Raw genomic sequence first — 22,830 nt, forward strand, 5'->3', positions numbered from 1 at the left:
CGCATCCATTGCTACTCGGAAAGGCATCGGCGGATTATCTCCATTCCGTTGAAAATCTTTATTTCCATATAATGGTATGCATTTCCATTTTTGATATTAGCTTTTGTAAATGGAGATTAATTCCACGGAGCATTTCCAGCAAAAGTGCGTAAGCCGTTTGCGTCTGGAAATGCGTGAGAAAAAGAAACAAAGCGGCAATAGCTGTTCCACAGGAACGGACGCCGCTTGAGGAGGGAGCCGTCATGGCCAGAATGCGTGCAGTCGATGCAGCCGTGCTTGTGCTGGAAAGAGAAGGGATCAATTGTGCTTTCGGTGTACCGGGCGCAGCGATCAATCCATTTTATTCGGCGATGAAAGCGCGCGGCTCGATCCGCCACATACTGGCGCGTCATGTCGAAGGTGCTTCGCATATGGCCGAGGGCTATACCCGTGCAAAGCATGGCAATCTTGGCGTCTGCATCGGCACCTCCGGCCCCGCCGGAACGGATATGATCACGGGTCTCTATTCGGCTTCCGCCGACTCGATTCCGATCCTCTGCATCACGGGTCAGGCGCCACGTGCACGTCTGGACAAGGAAGATTTTCAGGCGGTCGATATCGCCAAGATCGCAGCCCCTGTCACCAAGTGGGCGGTCACGGTCATGGAACCGGCATTGGTGCCTTTTGTTTTCCAGAAGGCGTTTCACATCATGAAGTCGGGCCGTCCCGGCCCGGTTTTGATCGACCTGCCGATTGATGTCCAGCTTGCCGAAATCGAATTCGACATCGACACTTACCAGCCGATGGAAGCCTACAAGCCTGCTGCTACGCGGGCACAGGCCGAAAAGGCGCTCGCCATGCTTAACGAGGCGGAACGTCCGCTGATCGTTGCTGGTGGTGGCATCATCAATGCCGATGCGTCCGATCTTCTGGTTGAGTTCGCCGAAATCACAGGCATTCCGGTCATCCCGACCCTGATGGGCTGGGGCGTCATTCCCGACGACCATCGCCTGATGGCAGGCATGTGCGGTCTGCAGACCTCGCACCGCTATGGCAATGCCAATCTGCTGGCCTCCGATGTCGTCATCGGCATCGGTAACCGCTGGGCAAACCGTCATACGGGTAATGTCGACACCTATAAGAAAGATCGCAAGTTCATCCATATCGACATTGAGCCGACGCAGATCGGCCGTGTCTTTGCACCGGACTTCGGTATTGTTTCCGACGCAGGCAAGGCGCTGAAGCTGCTGCTGGACGTTGCGACCGAATGGAAGTCTGTCGGCAAGCTGCGTGACTGGTCGGACTGGGCCAAGGAATGCGGCGAGCGCAAGCGCACCATGCTACGCAAGACGCATTTCGATCAGACGCCGCTCAAGCCGCAGCGCGTTTATGAGGAGATGAACAAGGCGTTCGGTCGCGATACCTGCTATGTCACGACCATTGGCCTCAGCCAGATTGCGGGTGCGCAGTTCCTGCATGTCTATCGCCCACGCAACTGGATCAATTGCGGTCAGGCCGGTCCGCTCGGCTGGACGCTGCCAGCAGCGCTCGGTGTGCGTGCTGCCGATCCTGACCGTCCGATTGTGGCACTTTCCGGCGACTATGATTTCCAGTTCATGATCGAGGAACTGGCGGTCGGCGCACAGCACAAGCTGCCCTACATTCATGTGGTCGTGAACAATTCCTATCTCGGTCTCATCCGCCAGGCGCAGCGCGGCTTCAACATGGATTTCGAGGTGAGCCTCGCCTTCGACAACATCAATGCCAATGGCGACGCGGAAAAGGGCTATGGCGTCGATCACGTGGCTGTCGCCGAAGGCCTCGGCTGCAAGGCGATCCGGGTTCGCAGCCCCAACCAGTTTGCCGAAAGTTTTGAACAGGCAAAAGCGCTTATGGCGGAGCATCAGGTGCCGGTGGTTCTGGAATTCATTCTGGAACGCGTTACCAATATTTCCATGGGTGTCGACATCGATCAGGTTGTCGAATTCGAGGAACTGGCCGAACGTGGCGAAGATGCGCCGACCGCTATCGCAGCGCTTTTGGATTAAGAGCAATTCCCGGTTTTGTCCGCAATTGCGCAAATAGAGAATTACAAGGAGGCGAAAATGCCGAGATTTGCAGCCAATCTCACAATGCTCTTCAATGAAGTGCCTTTCATGGACCGCTTCGCACTGGCCGCAAAGGCCGGTTTCACCGGGGTGGAATATCTCTTCCCTTACGAGTTCAACCGGCACGAGCTGAAGGCGGCGCTGACCAAGCATAATCTGGCGCAGGTCCTGCACAATCTGCCTGCAGGCAATTGGGCTGGCGGCGAGCGTGGCATTGCGGTTCTGCCGGATCGCGTCGATGATTTCCGGCGCGGTGTGGCCGATGCCATCGATTATGCCACGACGCTCAACTGTTCGCAGGTCAACTGCCTTTCCGGCATTGCCCCGCAAGGTGTCGATCCGGACGTTTTGCGCGCCACTTTTGTCAGCAATCTGCGTCTGGCGGCAAAGGAACTGGGCAAGCATGGCATTCGCCTGCTGATCGAGCCGATCAACCACTATGACATTCCGGGCTTCTATCTCAACACGGTGGAGCAGGCGGTTTCGATCATCGACGAAGTGGGCAGCAACAACCTGTTCATCCAGTACGATCTCTACCATCAGCAGCGGACACGCGGCGAGCTGGTTGCAACGTATGAACGTTACAAGCCGCTGATTGCCCATGTTCAGCTTGCCGATAATCCGGGCCGCAATGAGCCGGGCACCGGTGAGATCAACTATCCGAACGTGTTCGAAGCATTGAAAAACGCCGGATATAAGGGCTGGATCGGCTGCGAATACAAGCCGAAGACCACCACTGAAGAAGGCCTCGGCTGGTTCAAGAACCATGAAGCCGAACGGCTGACCGCATAAAGAACGGCTGACCGCATAAATTTGATTAGGGAGTAAGCGACATGGCCAAGATAGGCTTCATCGGACTGGGGATCATGGGCACGCCGATGGCGCGTCATTTGCAGGATGCGGGACATCAGCTCTTCACCTCCCGGTTCAATCCTCCACCGCGCCAGGAGCTGATCGACAACGGTCTGCAAATTCTGGAAACGCCGAAGGCTGTTGCCGAAGAGTGCGACACCATTATCCTCATGCTGCCGGACACGCCGCAGGTAGCCGAAGTTATCTTCGGCGAGGGCGGCGCGATCGGTGGCCTTGGCAAAGGCAAGTTGCTCATCGACATGAGCTCGATTTCCCCCATCGAGACGAAGGAATTTGCGAAGAAGGTCCGTGCGACAGGTGGCGAATATGTCGATGCACCGGTTTCGGGCGGTGAGGTCGGCGCGAAGAATGCCAGCCTCTCCATCATGGCTGGCGGCTCGCAGGAATCGTTCGACCGCGCTCTGCCGCTCCTGAAGCTCATGGGCAAGAACATCACGCTCGTCGGCGATTGCGGTGATGGCCAGACCACCAAGGTTGCAAACCAGATCATCGTCGCACTCAATATCGAGGCTGTTGCCGAAGCATTGGTTTTCGCTTCCAAGGCAGGCGCAGACCCGGCAAAGGTGCGCGAAGCCCTGATGGGTGGCTTTGCATCGTCCCGCATTCTCGAAGTGCATGGCGAACGCATGATCAAGCGTACTTTCGATCCGGGCTTCCGCATTTCGCTGCACCAGAAGGACTTGAACCTTGCGCTGCAAGGCGCAAAGGCGCTCGGTGTTTCGTTGCCGAACACTGCCACGGCACAGGAACTGTTCAATTCCTGCGCGGCGCATGGCGATGATGGTCTCGACCATTCGGGTCTGGTGCGTGCTCTGGAACGGATGGCGAACCACGACGTCGCCTGACACTACAGCTGCATTTCTCGTGATGCCGGACTGCAAAGAGCAATTTTTTGCGCTCCGGTGTTCACGTACCCTTAAGTACGCTCCGCTCCGTTGCTCGAAAATCACTCTTTTCGTCATAGCCTGACGAGTTTGCAACTGTGGTGCTAAAACAGACCTGACTTCTCTGGAGGGAGAGGGGTGGAGCTGGCTGCTTGGAGGAAGTGGCCGGCTCCATTGATTTTATACGTGTAGCGCGGAATAGTGCCGTCAAACGATAATCAAGACCGGGAAACTCATGACCACGATTGCCGATCCGAAGAAATTTCTGACCAGCCTTTTCGATGCCGCTGTTGCGGCTGCCGATCCCGAACTGGTGATCCGTGCCAATCTTCCGGCCAAGCCGAAGGGACGCACGATTGTCATCGGTGCGGGTAAGGGCTCGGCGCAAATGGCGGCGGCTTTCGAGCGGGCCTGGGCCGAGAAACACGATGCCCCATTGGAGGGCGTGGTGGTCACGCGCTATGGTTATGGCGCGCCCTGCGCGCGTATCGAAATCATCGAAGCCGCGCATCCGGTTCCCGATGCTGCAGGGCTTCAAGCCTCGAAGCGACTGTTCGATGCTGTGTCCAACCTCACCGAAGATGACCTCGTGGTGGCGCTTGTTTCCGGTGGTGGGTCTGCCTTGTTGCCCTCGCCGCCGGACGGGCTGACGCTTGAGGACGAAATCGCGGTCAACAAGATCCTGCTTGCGTCGGGTGCGCCGATTTCGGCGATGAATGCGGTCCGCAAACATCTGTCGACGATCAAGGGTGGCAGGCTCGCCGCAGCCGCCCATCCGGCAAAGGTGTTCTCGCTCGTTGTCTCGGATATTCCGGGCGATAATCCGGCCTTCGTGGCTTCCGGCCCAACTGTGCCGGACGAGACAAACCGCGATGAGGCTTTGAAGATCATCGAACGCTATAGACTGGAACTGCCCGATGCTGTGCTTGCGCACATCAAGAGCGAGAAGGCTCACGCGCCAAAGCCGGATGACAAGGTTTTTGCGAGGAACGAAGTGCGCGTCATTGCTTCCGCTGCTGTTTCGCTGGAAGCGGCAGTGAAGGAAGCCGCGCGTCATGGCGTCGAAGCGGTGATTCTCTCCGATGCGATGGAAGGCGAGGCGCGGGAAGTGGCGCATGTTCATGCGGCGATTGCCCGCGAGGTGGCCGACCGTGACCGCCCGTTCAGGAAGCCAGTGGTCATTCTGTCAGGCGGTGAGACGACCGTCACCATTCGCGGCAAGGGCGGCAAGGGTGGACGCAACAGCGAGTTCCTGCTGTCTTTTGCCCTCGATATTGATGGTTATGACAATATCCATGCGCTGGCCGCCGACACGGATGGTATCGACGGATCGGAGGACAATGCAGGAGCCTTTGCTGATGGTTCCACTGTTTTGCGTCTGCAAAAAGCGGGCGAGGATGGCGCGGCGCGGCTCAACGCCAATGATGCATGGACGGCATTCGACGCCATCGGCGATCTGTTCGTACCGGGGCCAACCGGCACGAATGTCAATGATCTCAGAGCTATTTTGATAGTGGCTTAGACTCGTCGTCCAACAGGATGCGACTGGCTGCTCCATCCAGATCGTCGTACTGGCCGTTCTTCAACGACCAGAGAAAGGCGACAAGGCCAAGCAGGCCCAGAAACAGCGCGATGGGAATGAGAAAGAGAAGTCCGCTCATTTGTGCGCTTCCTTGATGATAGCAACAGGCGCGATAGTCTTCTGCGTCTGTTGCTTTTGTTTTCCGGCCCGCAACCGCAATGCGTTGCTGACGACCACGATGGACGACAGCGACATCGAAAGTGCAGCCACCAGCGGGGTGACATAGCCGAAAATCGCAATCGGCACGGCTATGATATTATAGCCGATGGAAAGCGCAAAATTCTGACTGATCAACCGGCCCGCTTCCTTCGAGACGGCAAAGGCAAGCGGTACTGCCGACAGGCTTTCGCGCAGAAAGACGAAATCCGCTGCATTGCGGCCAATGTCGGCTGCCGTCGCCGGGGCCATGGAAACATGGGCGGCGACAAGGGCCGGAGCATCGTTCAATCCGTCTCCGACCATCAAAACCTTGCTGCCTTCGCTCGACAGCTTCTGCACCAGCTCCGACTTATCGGCAGGCAGTACCTGAGCCTGAAAATTGTCGACGCCGAGATAGCCTGCTAGCCTTTCGACGGCAGGCAGCCTGTCGCCGGAAATGATGCCGAGCTTCAGGCCGTTGCGCTTCAGTGTGGCGATGGCTCCGGCAGCGTCTTCGCGCGGCTGATCTTCAAAGCGGAAGGTTTCAACCAGCTTGCCATCAATGGAAAGACAGGTTTCGGGGCCATCTGCATGAGGCATGACAGCGGTACCATCCGCCCAGTCCCGCTTGCCAAGCCGATAGATGGAGCCGTTGAGCTCTGCTTCGATGCCTGCGCCCGGCACTTCCTCGATACGGGTAAAGGCAGTCATCGGTTTTGCGCCCGAGAACAGCGCAAGCGCGCGCGACAGCGGATGACGCGAATAAAGCGACAACTCGGCAGCGATCTCCAGATTGTGGGGATCAATTGCATCGGCATTGATCAGCCTCGGCTGACCGAGCGTCAATGTGCCGGTCTTGTCGAAAATGGCAGTGTCGATCTCGGCCATCCGCTCCATGGCGGAGCCGTCCTTGATCATGATGCCATTTTCAAACAGGCGTCTGGCCGCAACCACCTGCACAATCGGCACTGCAAGGGCGAGCGCGCAAGGGCAGGTGATGATGAGGGTACAGATCGCGATATAGATCGAGCGATACCAGTCGCCACCGGTGTAGATCATCCAACCGACAAAGGCCGCAAAGGCAATCGTATGCACCATCGGCACGTAGAGTTCGGAAGCACGGTCGGCAAGACGACGGTAATAGGCACGCCCGCCTTCGGCGACATCCATCAGCCGTACCATTTCGGCGAGGAAGGAATCCTTGGCTTCCGCCGTCGCACGGATGATAAGCGGTGTGGAAAGATTAAGCGTGCCTGCGCGGATATCCGAGCCGGGGCCAACCGGGACCGCATCGCTTTCACCCGATGCAATGGCGCAATCGAGTTCCGAGCGGCCTTCTTCCACCTTGGCATCGACAGGTACACGTTCACCTGCCGCAAGGATGATGCGCATTCTGGGGCGGATTTCGTTGACCGGCAGGTAATTGCGCTCGTCATTCTCGCCAATCACCACAGCGCCGCGGCTGCCGAGCTGCGCCAGACCGCGCACGGCAGAGCGTGCACGGGCACGCATCATGTAATCGAGTGTGCGGCCGATCAGCAGGAAGAACAGCAGTGTCACCGATGCATCGAAATAAGCGTGCTGGCCATGGTTCATCGTCTCATAAACGCTCATGCCGAAGGCAAGCGTGATTGCGAGCGCAATCGGCACATCCATGTTCACGCGCCGTGCGCGCAGCGCATTCCAGGCGGAAACATAGAAAATGCGACCCGAATAGATCAGCGTCGGCAGGGCGATGAGGCCGGAAATCCAGTGAAACATGTCGCGTGTCGCAGCGTCCGCGCCCGACCAGACCGCGACCGATAAAAGCATCACATTGCTCGAAGCAAAGGCCGCGACGCCAAGCGCGATCAGGAGCCGCGTGAAGGTCGGATCCTTGTCCTGCGCCATATCGAAGATATGGGCTTCATAACCGAGCCTGCGCAGCGGATCGACCACATCTGGCGGCGTCTCGCCATCTTTCCAGCGCACGGTCACGCGGCGCGCCGTCAGGTTGACGCGGACATAGGCAACGCCCGCGATCTTGCCGAGCGTCTCCTCGATATTCTTGATGCACAGGCCGCAATGAACACCGGGAACCGACAGGTCGAGCTGGCGAAAGCCGTCTCCAAGCGCACGGCTTGCGACCTGCATTTCATCTACAGAGACGGCCTGAACGACGGTGGCTATCTGTGCATTCTCGACGCAGCAGCTCATAGTATCCTCCCGTCCTTCACAAGAACGCGGATGATGTGGCGATAGGGGTCTTCAAGACCGGCATCGGCATTGACTTCCATGATCCACGCGCCTTCGCCCAGTTCCAGCGGAGCGGTCAGCACGCCGGGCTCGCGGACTGTCAGCGTGACCTTGGTGTCGTTCACATCGCCAACCGGGCGCTTGAACTCAACCGTGCCACCGGTCATGGCGACGGCCTTGCCGTCACGATCGGCCAGCTGCCAGGTGAAGACGCCGCTTTCAAAAGCAGGCTTCGACTGCCATTGCAGCGCGGCCTGCTCCTTGCCGGTCTGTGCCTTGTCGTTGAACTCCTGACTGGCGACATAGGTGTTCTTTACCACCAGCCCGCTCCAGCTATGGATGGCATTATAGGCCATGGTCAGATTGACGGCGATAATGACACCGAAGAAAGCGAGCATGATGCCCAGCATATGCCAGCCGGTAAACGTGCCTGGAGTTTTCGACTTGATCGACATTATCTGCCCTCCGGTGCCATGAAAGTTGCCTTGTAACGTGCATGTTCCGCACCGTTTGCGTCACGCACTTCGATTTCATAGTCCTTGCGATGATCGGTAATCGCATCATGCGGCATGGTGACGAAGACACGCAATGTCTTCAGACGGTCCGGCTCCACCGGAACATCGTAATTACCGTTTGTATCCGCTGTTTCGTCTTGCACCGTCAGTGTTGCCCCCGGCAGGCCCTCAATGGAAAGGCGGAAGGTGCGCGGCGTCGGGATCATGTTGAGCAGCTTGACCGTGTAGCCATTGCGGATCGATCCGTCCGACAAAAGCACATATTGCGGCGTGCGATCATGCAACACGTTGATGCCGATGCGCTGGCGCGTCGAAAGCGAGATGACGAGTGTAAGGCCGATCAGCGCCCATACGGCGAAGTAGAACATGCTGCGCGGACGCAACACCTTCTTCCACGACAGGTTCTGCACCTTGTCCGAGAAGCTGTTCGGCGCCTTGTAGACGCGTGCCGGATCGATAGGAGCCCTGCCATTATTGGTCGCCAGCGCCATGTTGAAGTCGTAATCGGCAAGCGTTGCATAGGAGATGAGACCGCGCGGCTTGTCGATCTTGTCCATCACCGAATTGCAGGCATCGATGCACAGCGCACAGGTGATGCATTCCAGCTGCTGGCCGTCGCGAATGTCGATACCCATCGGGCAGGCAGCGACACAAGCATTGCAATCCACGCAGTCGCCCACGGTTTCGCCTGCGGCAATCGCCTTCTTGGAATGGCGTGAGCGTGGCTCGCCGCGCCAGTCATTATAGGTGACGGTGAGCGAATTTTCGTCCAGCATCGCAGCCTGAATGCGTGGCCACGGGCACATATAGGTGCAGACCTGCTCGCGCATCAGCCCGCCGAAAATATAGGTGGTGGCGGTGAGGATGGCGACGGTGAAATAGGCGACGGGTGCGGCCTGACCTGTCACGAAATCCATGAGCAGCTTCGGCGCATCGGCGAAATAGAAAATCCATGCGCCGCCGGTCAGAACACCGATGACGATCCAGACGGAGTGTTTGGCAACCCGCTTCCAGACCTTGTCGAAGGTCCAAGGTGCCTTGTCGAGTTTCATGCGCGCATTGCGGTCGCCTTCGATGGCGCGCTCGACGACCAGATAGAGATCGACCCAGACGGTCTGCGGACATGTATATCCACACCAGGCGCGGCCCGCGACGGAGGTTACAAGAAACAGGCCGAGACCCGCCATGATAAGCAGTCCTGCGACGTAGTAGAATTCCTGCGGCCAGATTTCGACAAAGAAGAAATAGAAGCGGCGATTGGCAAGATCGATCAGCACCGCCTGATCGGGCGCATAGGGACCGCGATCCCAGCGCAGCCAGGGCGTCAGATAGTAGATGCCCAGTGTAATGAGCATGACAATCCATTTGAAGCGCCGGAACTCGCCCTGCACACGCTTCGGAAAAATCTTCACCCGCGCCGCATAAAGCGACTGCCGGGTCTTGGGGGAATTGACTGCCTGAACGTCAATGCGTTCGACATCGTCTGACATTTGCCTTGCTCCTGAAGCGTGATCCCGGAAAGACAGAAGCTGGTTTCCCGGAATGATCGCACTTGCAACAATTGAGAGCGGGGTGGTTATTCGCCGTCCGTTCCAATGCAGTGGTTTGAAGTGTATCCCGACCTGCCGTTTAAGCCGGGAGCATCTGGCCCCCGCATCGGTTCCGATGCGGGGGGCAGTTATTGTTACTCACCACCGCCCAGCGAATGGACGAAGATGGCAAGCTGCTTGACGGTCGCATCGCCGAGGCGTGTTTCCCATGCAGGCATGACGCCATGCTTGGGATGCGATACCTGACGCACGATGGCGTCCTCGCCGGAACCATAGAACCAGATGGCGTCTGTCAGGTTCGGCGCACCGAACTCACGCAGGCCCTTGGCATCCGCGCCATGGCAGACAGCACAGTTTTCGGCAAACACCTTCTTGCCTTCCGGCACCATTTCCGGATTGTGCGGCGTGCCGGAGAGGCTCACCACATAGGCAGCGACATCGCGGATCTGCTGTGGTTCCAGCACGTCGACAAAAGCCGGCATTTCGGAAACGCGGGTGTCGGCATCGTCCTTCGAGCGCACACCATGACGAATGGTCGTCAGAACGTCGTCGATGGAACCGCCCCACAGCCAGTCGTCATCGTTGAGGTTCGGATAGCCGGGTGCGCCCTGTGCGCCAGAACCGTGGCACTGCACGCAGTTGACGCGGAAGGCAGCAGCGCCACCGGCAATCGCATATTGGCGCAGGTTTTCATCAGCCAGAATCTCGTGCACGTCCTTGGCCTTGATCTGGTCGATAATGCCTTGGCGCTCGCTGTCGATCTTGGCGGTTTCTTCCCAGAAGGCGCCACGACTCGACCAGCCGAGCACGCCGCCGGTGGAGCTGGAAATCAGCGGCCAGGCGGGATAGGCGATGACATAGGCGATCGCCCAGAAAATGGTGGCGTAGAATGTCCACAGCCACCAGCGGGGCATTGGATTGTCGAGTTCCTTGATGCCGTCCCATTCGTGGCCGGTCGTCGCTACGCCGGTGACATCGTCAATTTGCTTGTCAGTCATTTGCGTCATCCTTGAAAGGAATGTCCTTCGCGTGGTCGGCTATCTGCTTGCTGCCTGGCCGGAAGGCGTAGAAGACGACGAAGAGGAAAAAGAGCGCCATGCCGAGCAAACCCCAGCTATCGGCGAACGTGCGCATGGTATTGTAATCCATCGCTAAATCTCCGCTTTATCTCGCTTTGGGGGACTGGTCGTAGGTCGAGAAGTCGACCAGCGTGCCGAGCATCTGGAGATAGGCGATGAGTGCGTCCATCTCCGAGATCATCTGCGGATTGCCGTCGAAATCACCGAGCTTGGCCTTGGGATAGCGGGCCTCTACACCGGAAGTATCGGCATCGGGCGTAGCCTGTGCCTTAAGATCGTCCAGCGCGCTGTCGATCATTTCCTGGCTGTAGGGCACGCCGACCGCCACATTAGCCTTCAGATTGCCAGCAATGTTGGAGGCGTCCAGCGGACGGTTCTTCAGGAAGGCGTAGCTTGGCATGACCGATTCCGGCACCACGTCACGCGGACGGACAAGGTGCTGCACGTGCCATTCGTTCGAATAGCGGCCACCGACGCGCGCAAGGTCAGGCCCCGTGCGCTTGGAACCCCACTGGAACGAATGATCGTACATGGATTCCGCAGCAAGGCTGTAATGACCGTAGCGTTCCACCTCGTCGCGGAACGGACGGATCATCTGGCTGTGGCAAAGGTAGCAGCCTTCACGCACATAGACGTCACGGCCCGCGAGTTCCAGCGGCGAGTAGGGGCGCATGCCCTCCACCTTCTCGATTGTGTTCTCGAGATAGAAGAGCGGCGCGATTTCAACGATGCCACCGACCGTGACCACGGCGAGCGATGCGATCAGCAGCAGCGTTGCGTTTTTCTCCAGCTTGGAGTGGTTCTTTAGTATCGACATAAATCACACGCTCCTTATTCGGCAGGCTGCATGGTGGTGCCAGTTGCAGGCTTCGCACCGCCCATTGGGGCTTCGTTGCGCAGATTGCCGCGAATGGTCTGATAGACGTTCCAGGCCATCACGAAGCCACCGGCGAGGTAGAGCACGCCGCCAAGCGTACGGATGACGTAATATGGGAACATGGCGAGCACGGTTTCCGCGAAGGAATAGACGAGGAAGCCCTGATCGTCGTATTCGCGCCACATCAAGCCCTGCTGGATACCGGCAACCCACATGGCCGCCGCATAGAGAACGATGCCGAGCGTCGCCAGCCAGAAGTGCCAGTTGACCATGCGGATCGAATAGAGCCGCTGGCGGTTCCACAGCTTTGGTGCGAGATAATAGACGGCGGCAAAGGTGATCATGCCGTTCCAGCCGAGCGCACCCGCATGAACGTGACCGATGGTCCAGTCCGTATAGTGCGACAACGAATTGACGGCCTTGATCGAAAGCATCGGGCCTTCAAAGGTCGCCATGCCGTAGAAGGCGATAGCTGCAACCATCAGGCGGATGATCGGATCGGTACGGACCTTGTCCCATGCGCCGGAAAGCGTCATCAGACCGTTGATCATGCCACCCCAGGACGGCATCCACAGCATGATGGAGAACACCATGCCCAGCGTCTGCGCCCAATCGGGAACGGCGGTGTAATGCAGATGGTGCGGACCAGCCCAGATATAGAGGAAGATGATCGACCAGAAGTGCACGATCGACAGGCGGTAGGAGTAGATCGGACGCTCTGCCTGCTTGGGCACGAAATAGTACATCATGGCCAGGAATGGCACGGTCAGGAAGAAGGCAACGGCGTTATGGCCATACCACCACTGCGTCACAGCATCCTGAACGCCGGAGAAAGCCGAATAGCTTTTCACGCCGAGGAAGGAGACCGGGATCGCCAGATTGTTGATGATGTGCAGCATGGCGATGGTGATGATGAAGGACAGGTAGAACCAGTTCGCCACATAGATATGCGGCTCCTTGCGCTTCAGGATCGTGCCGAGGAACACGACCAGATAGGCGACCCAGACGATGGTGAGCCAGATGTCGACATACCATTCCGGTTCTGCATATTCACGGCTCTGCGTGATGCCGAGCAGATAGCCGGTCGCAGCCATGACGATGAAGAGCTGATAGCCCCAGAATACGAACCATGCGAGATCACCGCCGATGAGGCGGGCGCGGCAAGTGCGCTGCACGACATAGAACGATGACGCGATCAGGATGTTTCCGCCAAACGCAAAAACAACCGCAGAGGTATGCAGCGGACGCAGGCGGCCAAAGTTCAGGTAAGGTTCCAGATTGAGATCTGGAAAGGCGAGCTGCGCGGCGATAACCACACCGACCAGAAAACCGGTCACTCCCCAGAAAACCGTCGCGATGACACCGTATCGGATCGGGCCGTCCATATAGGTGGACTGGTCGACCTTTTTCGGCGTCAGGCCGTAATCGGCATTTCGCATCAGAAGAATGGTGAAGATGGCCAGTGTAGCGAACAGAATCCACATATGGGTTCTGAACAGCTCATCATGGGAAAATCCGGCCAGAAGCACGGCAAAAAGTGCTCCCAGACCGGAAAGGACTGTTCCAGCGGCGTAGTTCATGAAATCCCCTCGCAGCGCATGACAAGAGCCATCTCGGATGAGACAGCAATAGCGATAGGTTTCCTATCAGCGCTTAGAGAGCAGCTGTCATTGATCTAAATCAAAGACAGCTGCCAGAAGGCCCGAAAAATAGGGAAGAGAGCCTTGCTCAGGATTCGTCAATATTCCGCTTCAGCCGGATCATGATGCGGGACGCAGTATTATGTCATTCGACAATCGTGCCCGGCACGATGATTGATGCGCTTAACCCGCCTTGTGAGCGGTTTTGCAGCTGCAATTCGCCACCCATCCGTTCTGCCGCCATTTTCACAATTGCGAGGCCAAGGCCGCTGCCGGTTTCGTTGCGATGCGCGCCGCGGAAGAAACGCTCGGTCACGTGTGGCATTTCGCTGTCGGGAATGCCAGGTCCATTATCCTCGACAGTGAGCCTGACTTTGCCCGCTTCAGCTTCGATCCGGCAGCGCACGGCGCCATCCCTGGGCGAGTGATTGACGGCATTTTCGATCAGGTTGCGGGCAGCAAGCGTGAAGAGATGCGGGGAGGGCAACTGCACCAGCGGCATGTTGTCTGGCAATTCGATGGAAATGCCGCGCTGGACTGCCAGCATCCGCATGTCGGTGGAAACCGCAACCAGAAGCTGGCACACAGGTTCGCATGCTGGTGCTTCAGTCTCATCACTGGTTTCAAGCGCTGCCAGATCCAGAAGCTGGTTGGTGAGGCGGCTGGTGCGGTCGACGCCCGCCGCGATCTGGCGCACTGCATTGGCGCGCATTTTTTCATCCTTCGCACCTTCGGCAATCTGTGCCTGCGTCTTCAGTCCGGCGAGCGGCGTCTTCAGCTCATGCGCGGCAAAGATCGCAAAGTTGCGCTCGCGCTCGCGCGCCTCTTCAACGCGATGGAAAAGCCCGTTCAGCGCGGTGACGGCGGGTGCGATCTCCTTGGGCAGGTTCTGTTCGGGCAGTGGGCGCAGATCCTGCGCCTGTCGCTTGGAAAGCACGGATGCAAGGCGGCTCAGCGGGTCGAGACCGCGTCGCACGCACAGCCAGATCATGAGCGCCAGAACAGGTAGCATCAGCAGGGCTGGCAGCACGAGGCCCGCCACGACGTTCTGCACCAGCCTTTCACGAACGCTCAGGCTGTCGCCGACCATGACACGCAGGCCGAGCTGGGTATTTTCGACAGCGAATACACGCCAGCGATCGCCCGCAACTTCCGTATCGGAAAAGCCGTTTGCGACATTGGTGAGCCGCACGCCGGGTGCACTTTCGGAACGTCCCACCAGCTTGCCGTCAAGCGCCCATATCTGACAGAACAGCTGCCGGTCATAAAGCGGAAAATCCGGCATTGGCTTCAGCGACAATTGCCCGCCGTCGCCTTCCGGGCCAACCTCCACACGGTGCTCGGTCAAAAGCGAATTGACCATGCGTGCGGCCTCCATCAGGCGCGCATCGAGTACTTTTTCAAGCTGTGACTGGGTGCTGATATGGATCCATACCACCGCGAAAAGCCAGACGAGGCAGGTAACGCCGATCAGGATGCCGGTCAGGCGGCTGCGGATGGAATTCATGCGCTTGCCCCTGCCAGACGGTAGCCGACCCCACGCACCGTTTCGATATAATCCGAACCGAGTTTCGAGCGCAGATGATGGATATGCACTTCCACTGCGTTGCTCTCCACTTCTTCCTGCCAGCCATAAAGCGCTTCTTCCAGTGAGGATTTGGAGAAGGTTGCGGTCGGCCGTTCCATCAAGGCGCGCAGGATCGAGAATTCGCGTCGGGTCAGCCTGACGGGTTCACCATGGAGAAGCACCGACATCTCCGCCGGGTCCAGTTCCACGCCGCGCCATTCAAGCAGGGCATTGGCGCGTCCGGCACCACGTCGGGCGACTGCGCGCACGCGGGCTGCAAGCTCATGCAGGTCGAAGGGCTTGCCGACATAATCGTCGGCACCTGCATCAAGGCCGGCAATGCGCTCGGGCACTTGATCGCGGGCAGTCAGCAGCAGCACCGGTGTCTCGTCGCGGCCGCGCCGCATCGTTCTGAGGATGTCGAGGCCCGAGCCATCGGGCAGCATCAGGTCGAGCACCACGGCATGATAGTTCTGGGCGGCAAGGGCTGCTTCCGCATCGCCGCAATTGGAAACGGCATCCACGGTGAAACCGGCAAGCCCCAACCCTACGGTCAGTCCGTCGAGGAGGATCGCGTCGTCTTCTACCACGAGTATGCGCATGAGTTCCTGTTTCCGCCTTCATTGACAATTAGAAGCACACGGGCTTTTCACCGCGCCAGCTTAAGGCTGTCTTAAGGTGGCCGGAGCATTCGCCTTTTGCAACATGATCAATTTGTCCGAATCGAATTTATGCGGAAAATCGTAATGCGTTTCTTTACGGGCCTCGCTGGCTTATTCATCAGTTTGTTTCTTGCGCTCGGCCCGGCATCGGCAGCGAACCCGCTGCCGGTCGATCAGGCTTTCCGCCTGAGTGTGCTGAAGGATACGGATGGCCGTCTCGTGCTGAACTGGCAGATCGCGGACGGTTACTATCTTTATCGCGATCACATCGAGGCGAAGGACGGGCAGGGAAACGCGCTTGCCGTCGATACGCAGCCCGGCCAGCCCAAGGACGATCCGAATTTCGGACGGCTTGAAGTCTATTACACCCATGCCACAGCAAGTGTGAAAGCAGATGCACAGCCGGTGGAACTGACCTATCAGGGCTGTCAGGAAGACGGCATCTGCTACCGTCCGGAAACCAGAACAGTCGATCCGGGCACGCTCGCCATATCCAGCGAAATGGGACAGAAGGCCAAAGCGCTGACGCAGGCATCGGTATTTGCTCCAGCTGCTATGCCAACCGTTGAGCAGAATACGGCGTTTGCCCTTGCACCCGAAAAAGGCATGGTCGAAGGGCTGCTCGATCAGGGCGGCACCGGGCTGGTGATCGCGGCGTTCCTGGCTTTTGGTGTTCTGCTTGCTTTCACGCCCTGCGTGTTTCCCATCTATCCGATCCTTGCCGGAACGCTGGCCCGCGAAGGTGAAAAGTTGACGGCAAAGCGTGGTTTCGTGCTTTCCGCCGTCTACGTCGTCAGTCTCGCACTGGGCTTTGCCGTGGTGGGTGCAATTGCAGGCTGGTCGGGGCAGAATCTGCAGATGGTGCTACAGTCGAAATGGACTGCGCTTGCACTGGCCGGACTATTCACGCTTCTGGCGCTTTCCATGTTCGGCCTGTTCCAGATACAGCTTCCAAATTCATGGGTCAGCGCAATTTCGTCGCGTACTGGACAGAGTGGGGGCCGACGGACAGGTTCCAAACGTTCCGCTGCCATTCTCGGTTTCTCGTCCGTGCTGATTGTCGGCCCCTGCGTGACGGCACCGCTTGCAGGCGCGCTGCTCTATATTGCGCAGACGGCCAATGTGGCTCTGGGCGCTTCCGCGCTCTTTGCGCTCGGTATTGGCAAGGGACTGCCGCTCATTGCTTTCGCCACGCTTGGCGCTGGCACGCTTCCGCGCGCAGGCGCATGGATGGAAACGGTGAAGCAGATTTTCGGCTTCGGTTTTCTGGCAACCGCAATCTTCATGGCCGCCCCGCTTCTACCGCCCGGCGTGGACATGGTGCTGTGGGCGCTCCTGCTTTTCGGGGCTGCAAGTTTCGCGTTTCTGAGGATTCCGGGGCGCAGCGTTGTGGCGCGCACAATAGGCACCGCAGCCTTCGTTTACGGCGTCATTTTGATGCTCGGCGTGGCTTCGGGCGGAAAAGACCCGTTGCAACCGCTGGCCGCATTCGGTAACCGTGGCGGCAACCAGAATCTGGCCGCGCTGCAATTTGCGCCGGTCGAGACTGTTTCTTCCCTTCAGGAGAAACTTGTTGAAGCGCGCGGCGACAAGCCGACGCTTGTCTATTTCACGGCGGACTGGTGCGTAAGCTGCTCCACCGTGGAGCGCCGGGTTTTGCCCGACGCGAGCGTGAAGAAGGCGCTGGGCGACTATCAGCTCATCAAGGCGGATATTTCGCAGCTTACCAGCGGCAATGCCGATCTTATGGCAAAGCTTGGTGTCGCCGGCCCGCCGACGATGATCTTCTTCGATCGCATCAGCAAGGAACCGGAGGGGACCAGATTGGTGGGCGATGTCACGACCGCCTCTATCGAACGTTCGGTAGGCCTTGTGAGCGCTGACTAGAGCATTTCCAGCAAAACTGCGAAGCGGTTTTGCGTCGGATAATGCGAAAAAACAAAGAGATAGAGCATTTCCGATGGCTCAGGAAAAACAGGAAATGCTCTAGAATAAAGGATTTCGAGATGGCCCGGGGGCAAGGAAATTGATGGTACTGAATGAAAAGCCGGATGCACGGAGATCGCTGCTACGGATGGCTGTGGTTGCCTGTCTGCCTTTTGCTGCCGCAGCATGTACGACCGCATCCGCAGATCGACCGATTGCCGTTACCATGCCGCAGACTGTTGCTTTCACGCCGGAGCCTGTTGCCGTTGAACTGGTCAGCGAACCGGCACCGGAAGTACAAACGGCCAAGAGCGAATATGAGACCATGTATGGCGCGGTGAACGACCGCGGCAATCTCATTCCGGCACTTGATCTCAGCAAGATTGCGGATCGCAATCTGCGCCGGGAAGTCGATTATGCCACGACGGAGCCGGTTGGCACTATCGTGGTCGATCCCTATGCGCGCTATCTCTATCTCGTGCAGCCGGGCGGCAAGGCGATCCGTTATTCTGTGGGTGTCGGTCGCGCTGGTCTGACTTTCAAGGGCGATGCCAAGCTTGCATACAAGTCGCAGTGGCCGCGCTGGACGCCGACAGCCAACATGATCAAGCGCAATCCGGAGCATTACGCAAAATATGCGAATGGCCTTGAGGGTGGCATCCGCAACCCGCTCGGTGCCCGTGCGCTTTATCTTTATCGTGATGGCAAGGACACGCTGTACCGCATCCACGGCACCAACGAGCCCTGGTCCGTCGGCAAGGCTGCGTCATCCGGCTGCATCCGTCTCTACAATCAGGACATTCTCGATCTCTACAAGCGCGCCACCGCCGGTGCGCGTGTCGTCGTGTTGGATAAATCCCAATCGGGCAAAGGAGCAAGCTCATGATGAACCGTCGTCAGATATTGGCCGCAACGGCAGCCGGTGCCGCAACGATTGCGATTTCAGGCGGCGAAAGCCTTGCGCAGCGCGTGCCGACGGTTGCGGAAGTGCTCTATGACAAGGAAATTCCGGTTCTGGGCAATCCGAACGGCAACGTGACCATCGTGGAATATTTCGACTACCAATGCCCCTATTGCAAGAAGGGGCATGGCGAGCTGATGCGCGTGATCAAGAATGACGGCAATGTACGCCTTGTCATGAAGGACTGGATCATCTTCGGCGACACGTCGGCTTATGCCGCACGTCTCGTTCTGGCTGCGGAAAAGTCAGGCAACTATGTAAAGGCCATGGAAGCCTTGATGGCAACGCCCGGTCGTCTTACGCCGGAACAGGTGAATGCTGCACTGAAGAAGGGTGGGCTTGATCCGGCAAAGCTCAATGCAGCCTATAAAGCCGATTCCAAGCGCATCAACGCCATTCTTGAGCGCAACATGGATCAGGGCGAAGCCTTCAATTTCGGCGGTACGCCTTCCTTCGTTATCGGCACCAAGCTTTATGGCGGGGTCATGAAAGAGCCGGAACTGATCGAAGCGATCAAGGAAGCGCGGAAGGCCTAATTCAATACCATTTGTCAAAGGGCGGAGTTAAAATGCCGCCCTTTCTTGCTTCAAAACGGATAATGCTGCGGACCTTCGATGGTGATCCAGCGCAGATCGGTAAACTCGTTGATGACGGCCTTTCCGCCGAAACGGCCATAACCGGAAGACTTTACACCGCCGAAAGGCATTTGCGCTTCGTCGGCAACCGTTGGGCCGTTGATGTGACAGATACCGGTTTCAAGCTTTTTCGATAGCGCCATTGCGCGCTTCACATTCTGACTGAAGATGGCCGATGACAGACCATATTCGGTGTCGTTTGCCACGCGGATCGCCTCTTCGGCGTCCTTGACGCGAATAATGGGTTTTACCGGCCCGAAGGATTCCTGCACATAGATGTTCATATCCGGCGTCACGTGATCGATGATCGTCGCCTCGACGATTGAACCTTCGCGCTTGCCGCCTGCCAGAACCTTGCCACCTTTCGCCACCGCATCCTTGATGAGCGCATCCATGCGCTCAGCCGATTCGAGGTCGACCAGCGAACCGAGAACAACGTTGCCGCGCGGATCACCGGCCGGCAGGGATTTTGCCTTGGTGGCAAGCTTCTCCGCGAAGGCATCAGCCACCTTCTCATGCACGATGAAACGTTCCGTGGACATGCAGATTTGACCCTGATTCATGAAAGCGCCAAAAGCCGCGGCATCGACTGCCTGGTCAAGATCGGCATCCTCCAGCACGATGAAGGGGGCCTTGCCACCCAGTTCCAGCAGCACCGGCTTCAGATGTTCTGCGGCCTGTCTGGCGATGATCTTGCCGACATGGGTGGAGCCGGTGAAATTGATACGGCGGATGGAAGGATGGGCAACAAGGGCTGCGACGATTTCCGGTGCATCCTCGGGTGCATTGGAAATGACATTGACCACACCGGCAGGGAAGCCCGCATCGTTGAGTGTCTTGACGATCAGGTGATGAACGCCGGGGCAGGATTCGGACGAACGCAGAATAACCGTGTTGCCGCAGGCAAGTGCCGCTGCTATTGCGCGCACGCCCAGAATGATCGGTGCATTCCACGGCGCCATGCCAAGCACCACGCCAACAGGCTGGCGCACGGCCATGGAAACGATGCCGGGTTTGTCAGAAGGGATGATTTCGCCGGTAATCTGTGTTGTGAGCGCGGCAGCCTCGCGCAGCACACTGGCTCCAAGATGGACATTAAAACCCGACCAAGTGGCAGTTGCCCCGGTTTCTTCAAGCATGAGACGGGTGAACTCATGGGCCCGGCTTTCCATCAGGTCTGCCGCCTTGTTCAGAAACGAACGACGCTCGTTCGGGCCGGTTTCAGACCAGCTTTCAAAGGCTTTCGCGGCAGATTTTGCAACCGCATCGACATCGGCTAGGTTGGCCGCCGGTGCGGTCGTGGCGATTTTTCCGGTGACCGGGTCGTTGCGGTCGAATGTCTTGCCCGATGCGGATACAGTTTCCTTACCATCGATGATGAAGCCGATTGTCGTCATGGTCTTCTCCCTGTTTACCTTTCATATCATGGTATAAAAGCCGGGAGCTTGCATGATCCTTATTTGTGAACAGACTGTGCAACGGCACTGTTTCGAATTTGAAAGCAAGCAGCGGAGTGTAGCTTCGACGCGGTGGCATTAGCCTTCCTTCATGCTCATATTGAAGGAACACCAACATGAACCTTATGACCATGAAGACCCTCGACCCTGATGAAAACCGCTGGCAGAAAGTGCTCGACCGCGACAAGGCGTCGGACGGTGCATTTGTCTATGCCGTGCGCACTACGGGCGTCTATTGTCGTCCATCATGCCCGTCGCGGCGTGGAAAACGCGAAAATGTGCAGTTCTTCGACGATTGCGAGGATGCAGAACGCGCTGGCTTCCGGCCATGCATGCGTTGCAAGCCGAATCTCTCCGAGACGTTGGCGACGCAGAACAGCACCCGTTACGCCGATATGGTAGCTGCCGCCTGCCGCTTCATCGAGACGGCGGAAGAAGTGCCCTCCCTTGAAGAAATAGCGGCTTCCGTGAAGGCTAGCCCTGCCCATTTCCATCGTGTTTTCAAAGAGTTCACGGGACTCACCCCGAAAGCCTATGCGGATGCGCATCGTGCAAAGAAGATGCGGGCGGCGCTCGATGCACCGGAAATCCGTGTAACCGACGCCATCTATGATGCCGGTTACAATTCCAGCAGCCGATTTTATGAGGCTTCGGACGGGATTTTGGGAATGACTCCAAAGGCTTACAAGCAAGGTGGCAAGAATGCGGATATTCGTTTCGCCATCGGTCAGTCGGCACTCGGGGCCGTTCTGGTGGCCGCAAGCGGCAAGGGTGTCTGCGCTATTCTGATGGGCGATGATCCCGAGGAACTGATCCGCGATCTGGAGAAGCGCTTTCCGCAGGCCAATCTCATTGGTGCGGACCGTGAGTTCGAGGATATGGTGGCGCGAGTGGTCGGTTTTGTCGAAGCGCCACGTATCGGCCTCGACCTTCCGCTCGATCTGCAGGGAACCGCGTTCCAGCAGCGCGTCTGGCAGGCCTTGCGCGAAATTCCTGTAGGAAAAACAGTGAGTTACACTGAGATTGCCGAGCGCATCGGCGCGCCGAAATCGGTGCGGGCCGTGGCACAGGCCTGCGCGGCCAACAAGATTGCTGTTGCGGTTCCATGTCATCGGGTCGTGCGTAACGATGGCGGTCTCTCCGGCTATCGCTGGGGCGTCGAGCGCAAGCGCGATCTCCTGAAGCGGGAGAGCCAGGCATGAACAGAAATGAACCCATTCAGGCGGATAATATCCCTGCCTATGACTGGCAAAAAATCGGCGCCGAACTGGACGAGTTCGGCGCCGCTATCCTTAAAAACATAATTTCGCCACAGGATTGCCGCGATTTAGCCGTCGGCTACTACAATCTGGCCGCATTTCGAACCGTTATTTCGATGCGAAAACACGGTTTTGGGCGCGGAGAATACAAATACTACGCAAATCCCATTCCTGCCTTAATTTGGAATCTGCGCCAGACGCTCTATCCGCAGCTTGCGCCCATCGCTAATCGATGGAGTGAGAGACTGGGATCGGATGTCCGTTTTCCTCCGACCCATGACGAATTTCTGAACCGGTGCCACGCGGCAGGGCAAACCCGTCCGACACCGCTGATCCTGCAGTATGTAGAGGGTGACTATAATTGCCTGCATCAGGATATTTACGGCGATATCGCATTTCCGTTGCAGGTTGCGATTTTGCTTTCCGAACCGGAGAAGGATTTTACGGGCGGGGAATTCGTGCTGACCGAACAGCGCCCCCGGATGCAGAGCCGTGCGGAGGTCGTGCCGCTCCGTCAGGGGGATGGTGTGGTTTTTGCGGTCAATGACCGTCCGATGCAGGGCACACGCGGCGATTATCGCATCAAGATGCGTCACGGTGTCAGCCGCATCCGGTCCGGCCAGCGGCATACGTTGGGCATAATCTTTCACGATTCCAGATAAAGCATGTCTCCCAAAAGTGGGAACCGCCTTCGCGGGGAAATCAGTCCACTGGACTGATTTCTGGTTCCGCTAAGATGGGATAAATACATGCACGAAAACAAAAGCTTAAAGCGTGTTGTGTGAGTATGATAAAATGCGACACGCTTTAGAGGTTGAAACCGAGGTTTCGATCGCCTTTGATCGCGGCCAGAGCATAATTCCGAAAAGTGGGAACCGGTTTTCGGATAAAATCATGCTCAAA

Annotated in this window: 20 protein-coding genes; 9 read left to right on the top strand and 11 right to left on the bottom strand. The window is 57.8% G+C overall.

Features of this window, described 5'->3' with window-relative positions; translation table 11 throughout:
- The first annotated feature begins 242 nt into the window (after positions 1-242).
- From gcl to LJ361_RS02080, 4 genes are all read left to right on the top strand, one after another.
- Complete coding sequence (gene gcl / locus LJ361_RS02065; RefSeq protein WP_151615021.1) at positions 243-2,027, top strand: glyoxylate carboligase; 1,785 nt, start codon at positions 243-245, stop codon at positions 2,025-2,027.
- A 57-nt stretch (positions 2,028-2,084) separates the two neighbouring features.
- Positions 2,085-2,879 carry a hydroxypyruvate isomerase gene (gene hyi / locus LJ361_RS02070; protein WP_010658282.1) on the top strand — a complete coding sequence of 265 codons (795 nt, stop codon included), beginning with the start codon at positions 2,085-2,087 and terminating at the stop codon, positions 2,877-2,879.
- A 41-nt stretch (positions 2,880-2,920) separates the two neighbouring features.
- The gene (locus tag LJ361_RS02075) at positions 2,921-3,805 is read left to right on the top strand and encodes a 2-hydroxy-3-oxopropionate reductase (RefSeq protein WP_029925676.1); all 885 of its coding nucleotides are present in this window, start codon (positions 2,921-2,923) and stop codon (positions 3,803-3,805) included.
- A gap of 274 nt (positions 3,806-4,079) precedes the next feature.
- Positions 4,080-5,366 carry a glycerate kinase gene (locus LJ361_RS02080; protein ID WP_166943063.1) on the top strand — a complete coding sequence of 429 codons (1,287 nt, stop codon included), beginning with the start codon at positions 4,080-4,082 and terminating at the stop codon, positions 5,364-5,366.
- Here LJ361_RS02080 and ccoS read toward each other — a convergent pair.
- From ccoS to LJ361_RS02130, 10 genes are all read right to left on the bottom strand, one after another.
- Positions 5,347-5,505, bottom strand: coding sequence for a cbb3-type cytochrome oxidase assembly protein CcoS (gene ccoS / locus LJ361_RS02085; protein ID WP_010658285.1), 159 nt, complete (start codon positions 5,503-5,505; stop codon positions 5,347-5,349). The two genes, LJ361_RS02080 and ccoS, sit on opposite strands and share 20 nt — an antisense overlap.
- Entirely contained in the window at positions 5,502-7,760 is a 2,259-nt protein-coding gene (locus tag LJ361_RS02090; protein ID WP_166943061.1) for a cation-translocating P-type ATPase, read from the bottom strand. The genes ccoS and LJ361_RS02090 overlap by 4 nt, the downstream gene beginning before the upstream one ends.
- Positions 7,757-8,254 (bottom strand): FixH family protein, encoded by a 498-nt coding sequence (locus LJ361_RS02095; protein WP_166943058.1) that lies wholly within the window; start codon positions 8,252-8,254, stop codon positions 7,757-7,759. The genes LJ361_RS02090 and LJ361_RS02095 overlap by 4 nt, the downstream gene beginning before the upstream one ends.
- Positions 8,254-9,804 carry a cytochrome c oxidase accessory protein CcoG gene (gene ccoG / locus LJ361_RS02100; protein WP_166943056.1) on the bottom strand — a complete coding sequence of 517 codons (1,551 nt, stop codon included), beginning with the start codon at positions 9,802-9,804 and terminating at the stop codon, positions 8,254-8,256. The genes LJ361_RS02095 and ccoG overlap by 1 nt, the downstream gene beginning before the upstream one ends.
- Positions 9,805-9,998: 194 nt before the next feature.
- Complete coding sequence (gene ccoP / locus LJ361_RS02105; protein ID WP_010658289.1) at positions 9,999-10,862, bottom strand: cytochrome-c oxidase, cbb3-type subunit III; 864 nt, start codon at positions 10,860-10,862, stop codon at positions 9,999-10,001.
- Positions 10,855-11,013 (bottom strand): CcoQ/FixQ family Cbb3-type cytochrome c oxidase assembly chaperone, encoded by a 159-nt coding sequence (locus tag LJ361_RS02110; RefSeq protein WP_010658290.1) that lies wholly within the window; start codon positions 11,011-11,013, stop codon positions 10,855-10,857. The genes ccoP and LJ361_RS02110 overlap by 8 nt, the downstream gene beginning before the upstream one ends.
- Before the next feature lie 15 nt (positions 11,014-11,028).
- Positions 11,029-11,760 carry a cytochrome-c oxidase, cbb3-type subunit II gene (gene ccoO / locus LJ361_RS02115; RefSeq protein WP_010658291.1) on the bottom strand — a complete coding sequence of 244 codons (732 nt, stop codon included), beginning with the start codon at positions 11,758-11,760 and terminating at the stop codon, positions 11,029-11,031.
- 14 nt (positions 11,761-11,774) lie between these two features.
- A complete protein-coding gene (ccoN, locus tag LJ361_RS02120; protein ID WP_010658292.1) occupies positions 11,775-13,400 on the bottom strand; it encodes a cytochrome-c oxidase, cbb3-type subunit I in 1,626 nt (541 codons plus the stop codon).
- Between the two features lie 205 nt (positions 13,401-13,605).
- Complete coding sequence (locus tag LJ361_RS02125; RefSeq protein WP_010658293.1) at positions 13,606-14,967, bottom strand: ATP-binding protein; 1,362 nt, start codon at positions 14,965-14,967, stop codon at positions 13,606-13,608.
- Positions 14,964-15,629, bottom strand: coding sequence for a response regulator (locus LJ361_RS02130; protein ID WP_012090755.1), 666 nt, complete (start codon positions 15,627-15,629; stop codon positions 14,964-14,966). The genes LJ361_RS02125 and LJ361_RS02130 overlap by 4 nt, the downstream gene beginning before the upstream one ends.
- Positions 15,630-15,773: 144 nt before the next feature.
- Here LJ361_RS02130 and dsbD point away from each other — a divergent pair, with 144 nt between their 5' ends.
- From dsbD to LJ361_RS02145, 3 genes are all read left to right on the top strand, one after another.
- The gene (gene dsbD / locus LJ361_RS02135) at positions 15,774-17,576 is read left to right on the top strand and encodes a protein-disulfide reductase DsbD (protein ID WP_264812493.1); all 1,803 of its coding nucleotides are present in this window, start codon (positions 15,774-15,776) and stop codon (positions 17,574-17,576) included.
- A gap of 142 nt (positions 17,577-17,718) precedes the next feature.
- Complete coding sequence (locus LJ361_RS02140) at positions 17,719-18,501, top strand: L,D-transpeptidase (RefSeq protein ID WP_029925672.1); 783 nt, start codon at positions 17,719-17,721, stop codon at positions 18,499-18,501.
- Positions 18,498-19,112 (top strand): DsbA family protein, encoded by a 615-nt coding sequence (locus LJ361_RS02145; protein WP_029925669.1) that lies wholly within the window; start codon positions 18,498-18,500, stop codon positions 19,110-19,112. The genes LJ361_RS02140 and LJ361_RS02145 overlap by 4 nt, the downstream gene beginning before the upstream one ends.
- Before the next feature lie 50 nt (positions 19,113-19,162).
- On the opposite strand, the gene LJ361_RS02150 is transcribed toward LJ361_RS02145, so the two are convergent.
- The gene (locus tag LJ361_RS02150) at positions 19,163-20,608 is read right to left on the bottom strand and encodes an aldehyde dehydrogenase (protein ID WP_264812496.1); all 1,446 of its coding nucleotides are present in this window, start codon (positions 20,606-20,608) and stop codon (positions 19,163-19,165) included.
- 176 nt (positions 20,609-20,784) lie between these two features.
- Between LJ361_RS02150 and ada the strand changes: the two genes are divergently transcribed.
- A complete protein-coding gene (gene ada, locus LJ361_RS02155; RefSeq protein WP_029925665.1) occupies positions 20,785-21,870 on the top strand; it encodes a bifunctional DNA-binding transcriptional regulator/O6-methylguanine-DNA methyltransferase Ada in 1,086 nt (361 codons plus the stop codon).
- Positions 21,867-22,589, top strand: a complete 723-nt coding sequence (locus tag LJ361_RS02160; protein ID WP_264812499.1) for a 2OG-Fe(II) oxygenase — start codon at positions 21,867-21,869, stop codon at positions 22,587-22,589. Before ada ends, LJ361_RS02160 begins: the two co-directional genes overlap by 4 nt.
- Positions 22,590-22,830 lie beyond the last annotated feature (241 nt).

It is taken from the genome of Brucella sp. JSBI001 (genome assembly GCF_026014005.1).
In the GTDB taxonomy this organism is placed as follows: Bacteria; Pseudomonadota; Alphaproteobacteria; order Rhizobiales; family Rhizobiaceae; genus Brucella; species Brucella anthropi.

What these genes read in the sequence shown, in the direction of transcription:
- LJ361_RS02110 (WP_010658290.1), bottom strand. Translation starts at nt 11,013, where the DNA reads ATGGATTACAATACCATGCGCACGTTCGCCGATAGCTGGGGTTTGCTC.
- LJ361_RS02090 (WP_166943061.1), bottom strand. Translation starts at nt 7,760, where the DNA reads ATGAGCTGCTGCGTCGAGAATGCACAGATAGCCACCGTCGTTCAGGCC.
- gcl (WP_151615021.1), top strand. Translation starts at nt 243, where the DNA reads ATGGCCAGAATGCGTGCAGTCGATGCAGCCGTGCTTGTGCTGGAAAGA.
- LJ361_RS02160 (WP_264812499.1), top strand. Translation starts at nt 21,867, where the DNA reads ATGAACAGAAATGAACCCATTCAGGCGGATAATATCCCTGCCTATGAC.
- ccoO (WP_010658291.1), bottom strand. Translation starts at nt 11,760, where the DNA reads ATGTCGATACTAAAGAACCACTCCAAGCTGGAGAAAAACGCAACGCTG.
- LJ361_RS02095 (WP_166943058.1), bottom strand. Translation starts at nt 8,254, where the DNA reads ATGTCGATCAAGTCGAAAACTCCAGGCACGTTTACCGGCTGGCATATG.
- LJ361_RS02080 (WP_166943063.1), top strand. Translation starts at nt 4,080, where the DNA reads ATGACCACGATTGCCGATCCGAAGAAATTTCTGACCAGCCTTTTCGAT.
- ccoP (WP_010658289.1), bottom strand. Translation starts at nt 10,862, where the DNA reads ATGACTGACAAGCAAATTGACGATGTCACCGGCGTAGCGACGACCGGC.
- ada (WP_029925665.1), top strand. Translation starts at nt 20,785, where the DNA reads ATGAACCTTATGACCATGAAGACCCTCGACCCTGATGAAAACCGCTGG.
- LJ361_RS02130 (WP_012090755.1), bottom strand. Translation starts at nt 15,629, where the DNA reads ATGCGCATACTCGTGGTAGAAGACGACGCGATCCTCCTCGACGGACTG.
- LJ361_RS02150 (WP_264812496.1), bottom strand. Translation starts at nt 20,608, where the DNA reads ATGACGACAATCGGCTTCATCATCGATGGTAAGGAAACTGTATCCGCA.
- LJ361_RS02075 (WP_029925676.1), top strand. Translation starts at nt 2,921, where the DNA reads ATGGCCAAGATAGGCTTCATCGGACTGGGGATCATGGGCACGCCGATG.
- ccoN (WP_010658292.1), bottom strand. Translation starts at nt 13,400, where the DNA reads ATGAACTACGCCGCTGGAACAGTCCTTTCCGGTCTGGGAGCACTTTTT.
- ccoS (WP_010658285.1), bottom strand. Translation starts at nt 5,505, where the DNA reads ATGAGCGGACTTCTCTTTCTCATTCCCATCGCGCTGTTTCTGGGCCTG.
- dsbD (WP_264812493.1), top strand. Translation starts at nt 15,774, where the DNA reads ATGCGTTTCTTTACGGGCCTCGCTGGCTTATTCATCAGTTTGTTTCTT.
- hyi (WP_010658282.1), top strand. Translation starts at nt 2,085, where the DNA reads ATGCCGAGATTTGCAGCCAATCTCACAATGCTCTTCAATGAAGTGCCT.
- ccoG (WP_166943056.1), bottom strand. Translation starts at nt 9,804, where the DNA reads ATGTCAGACGATGTCGAACGCATTGACGTTCAGGCAGTCAATTCCCCC.
- LJ361_RS02145 (WP_029925669.1), top strand. Translation starts at nt 18,498, where the DNA reads ATGATGAACCGTCGTCAGATATTGGCCGCAACGGCAGCCGGTGCCGCA.
- LJ361_RS02140 (WP_029925672.1), top strand. Translation starts at nt 17,719, where the DNA reads ATGGTACTGAATGAAAAGCCGGATGCACGGAGATCGCTGCTACGGATG.
- LJ361_RS02125 (WP_010658293.1), bottom strand. Translation starts at nt 14,967, where the DNA reads ATGAATTCCATCCGCAGCCGCCTGACCGGCATCCTGATCGGCGTTACC.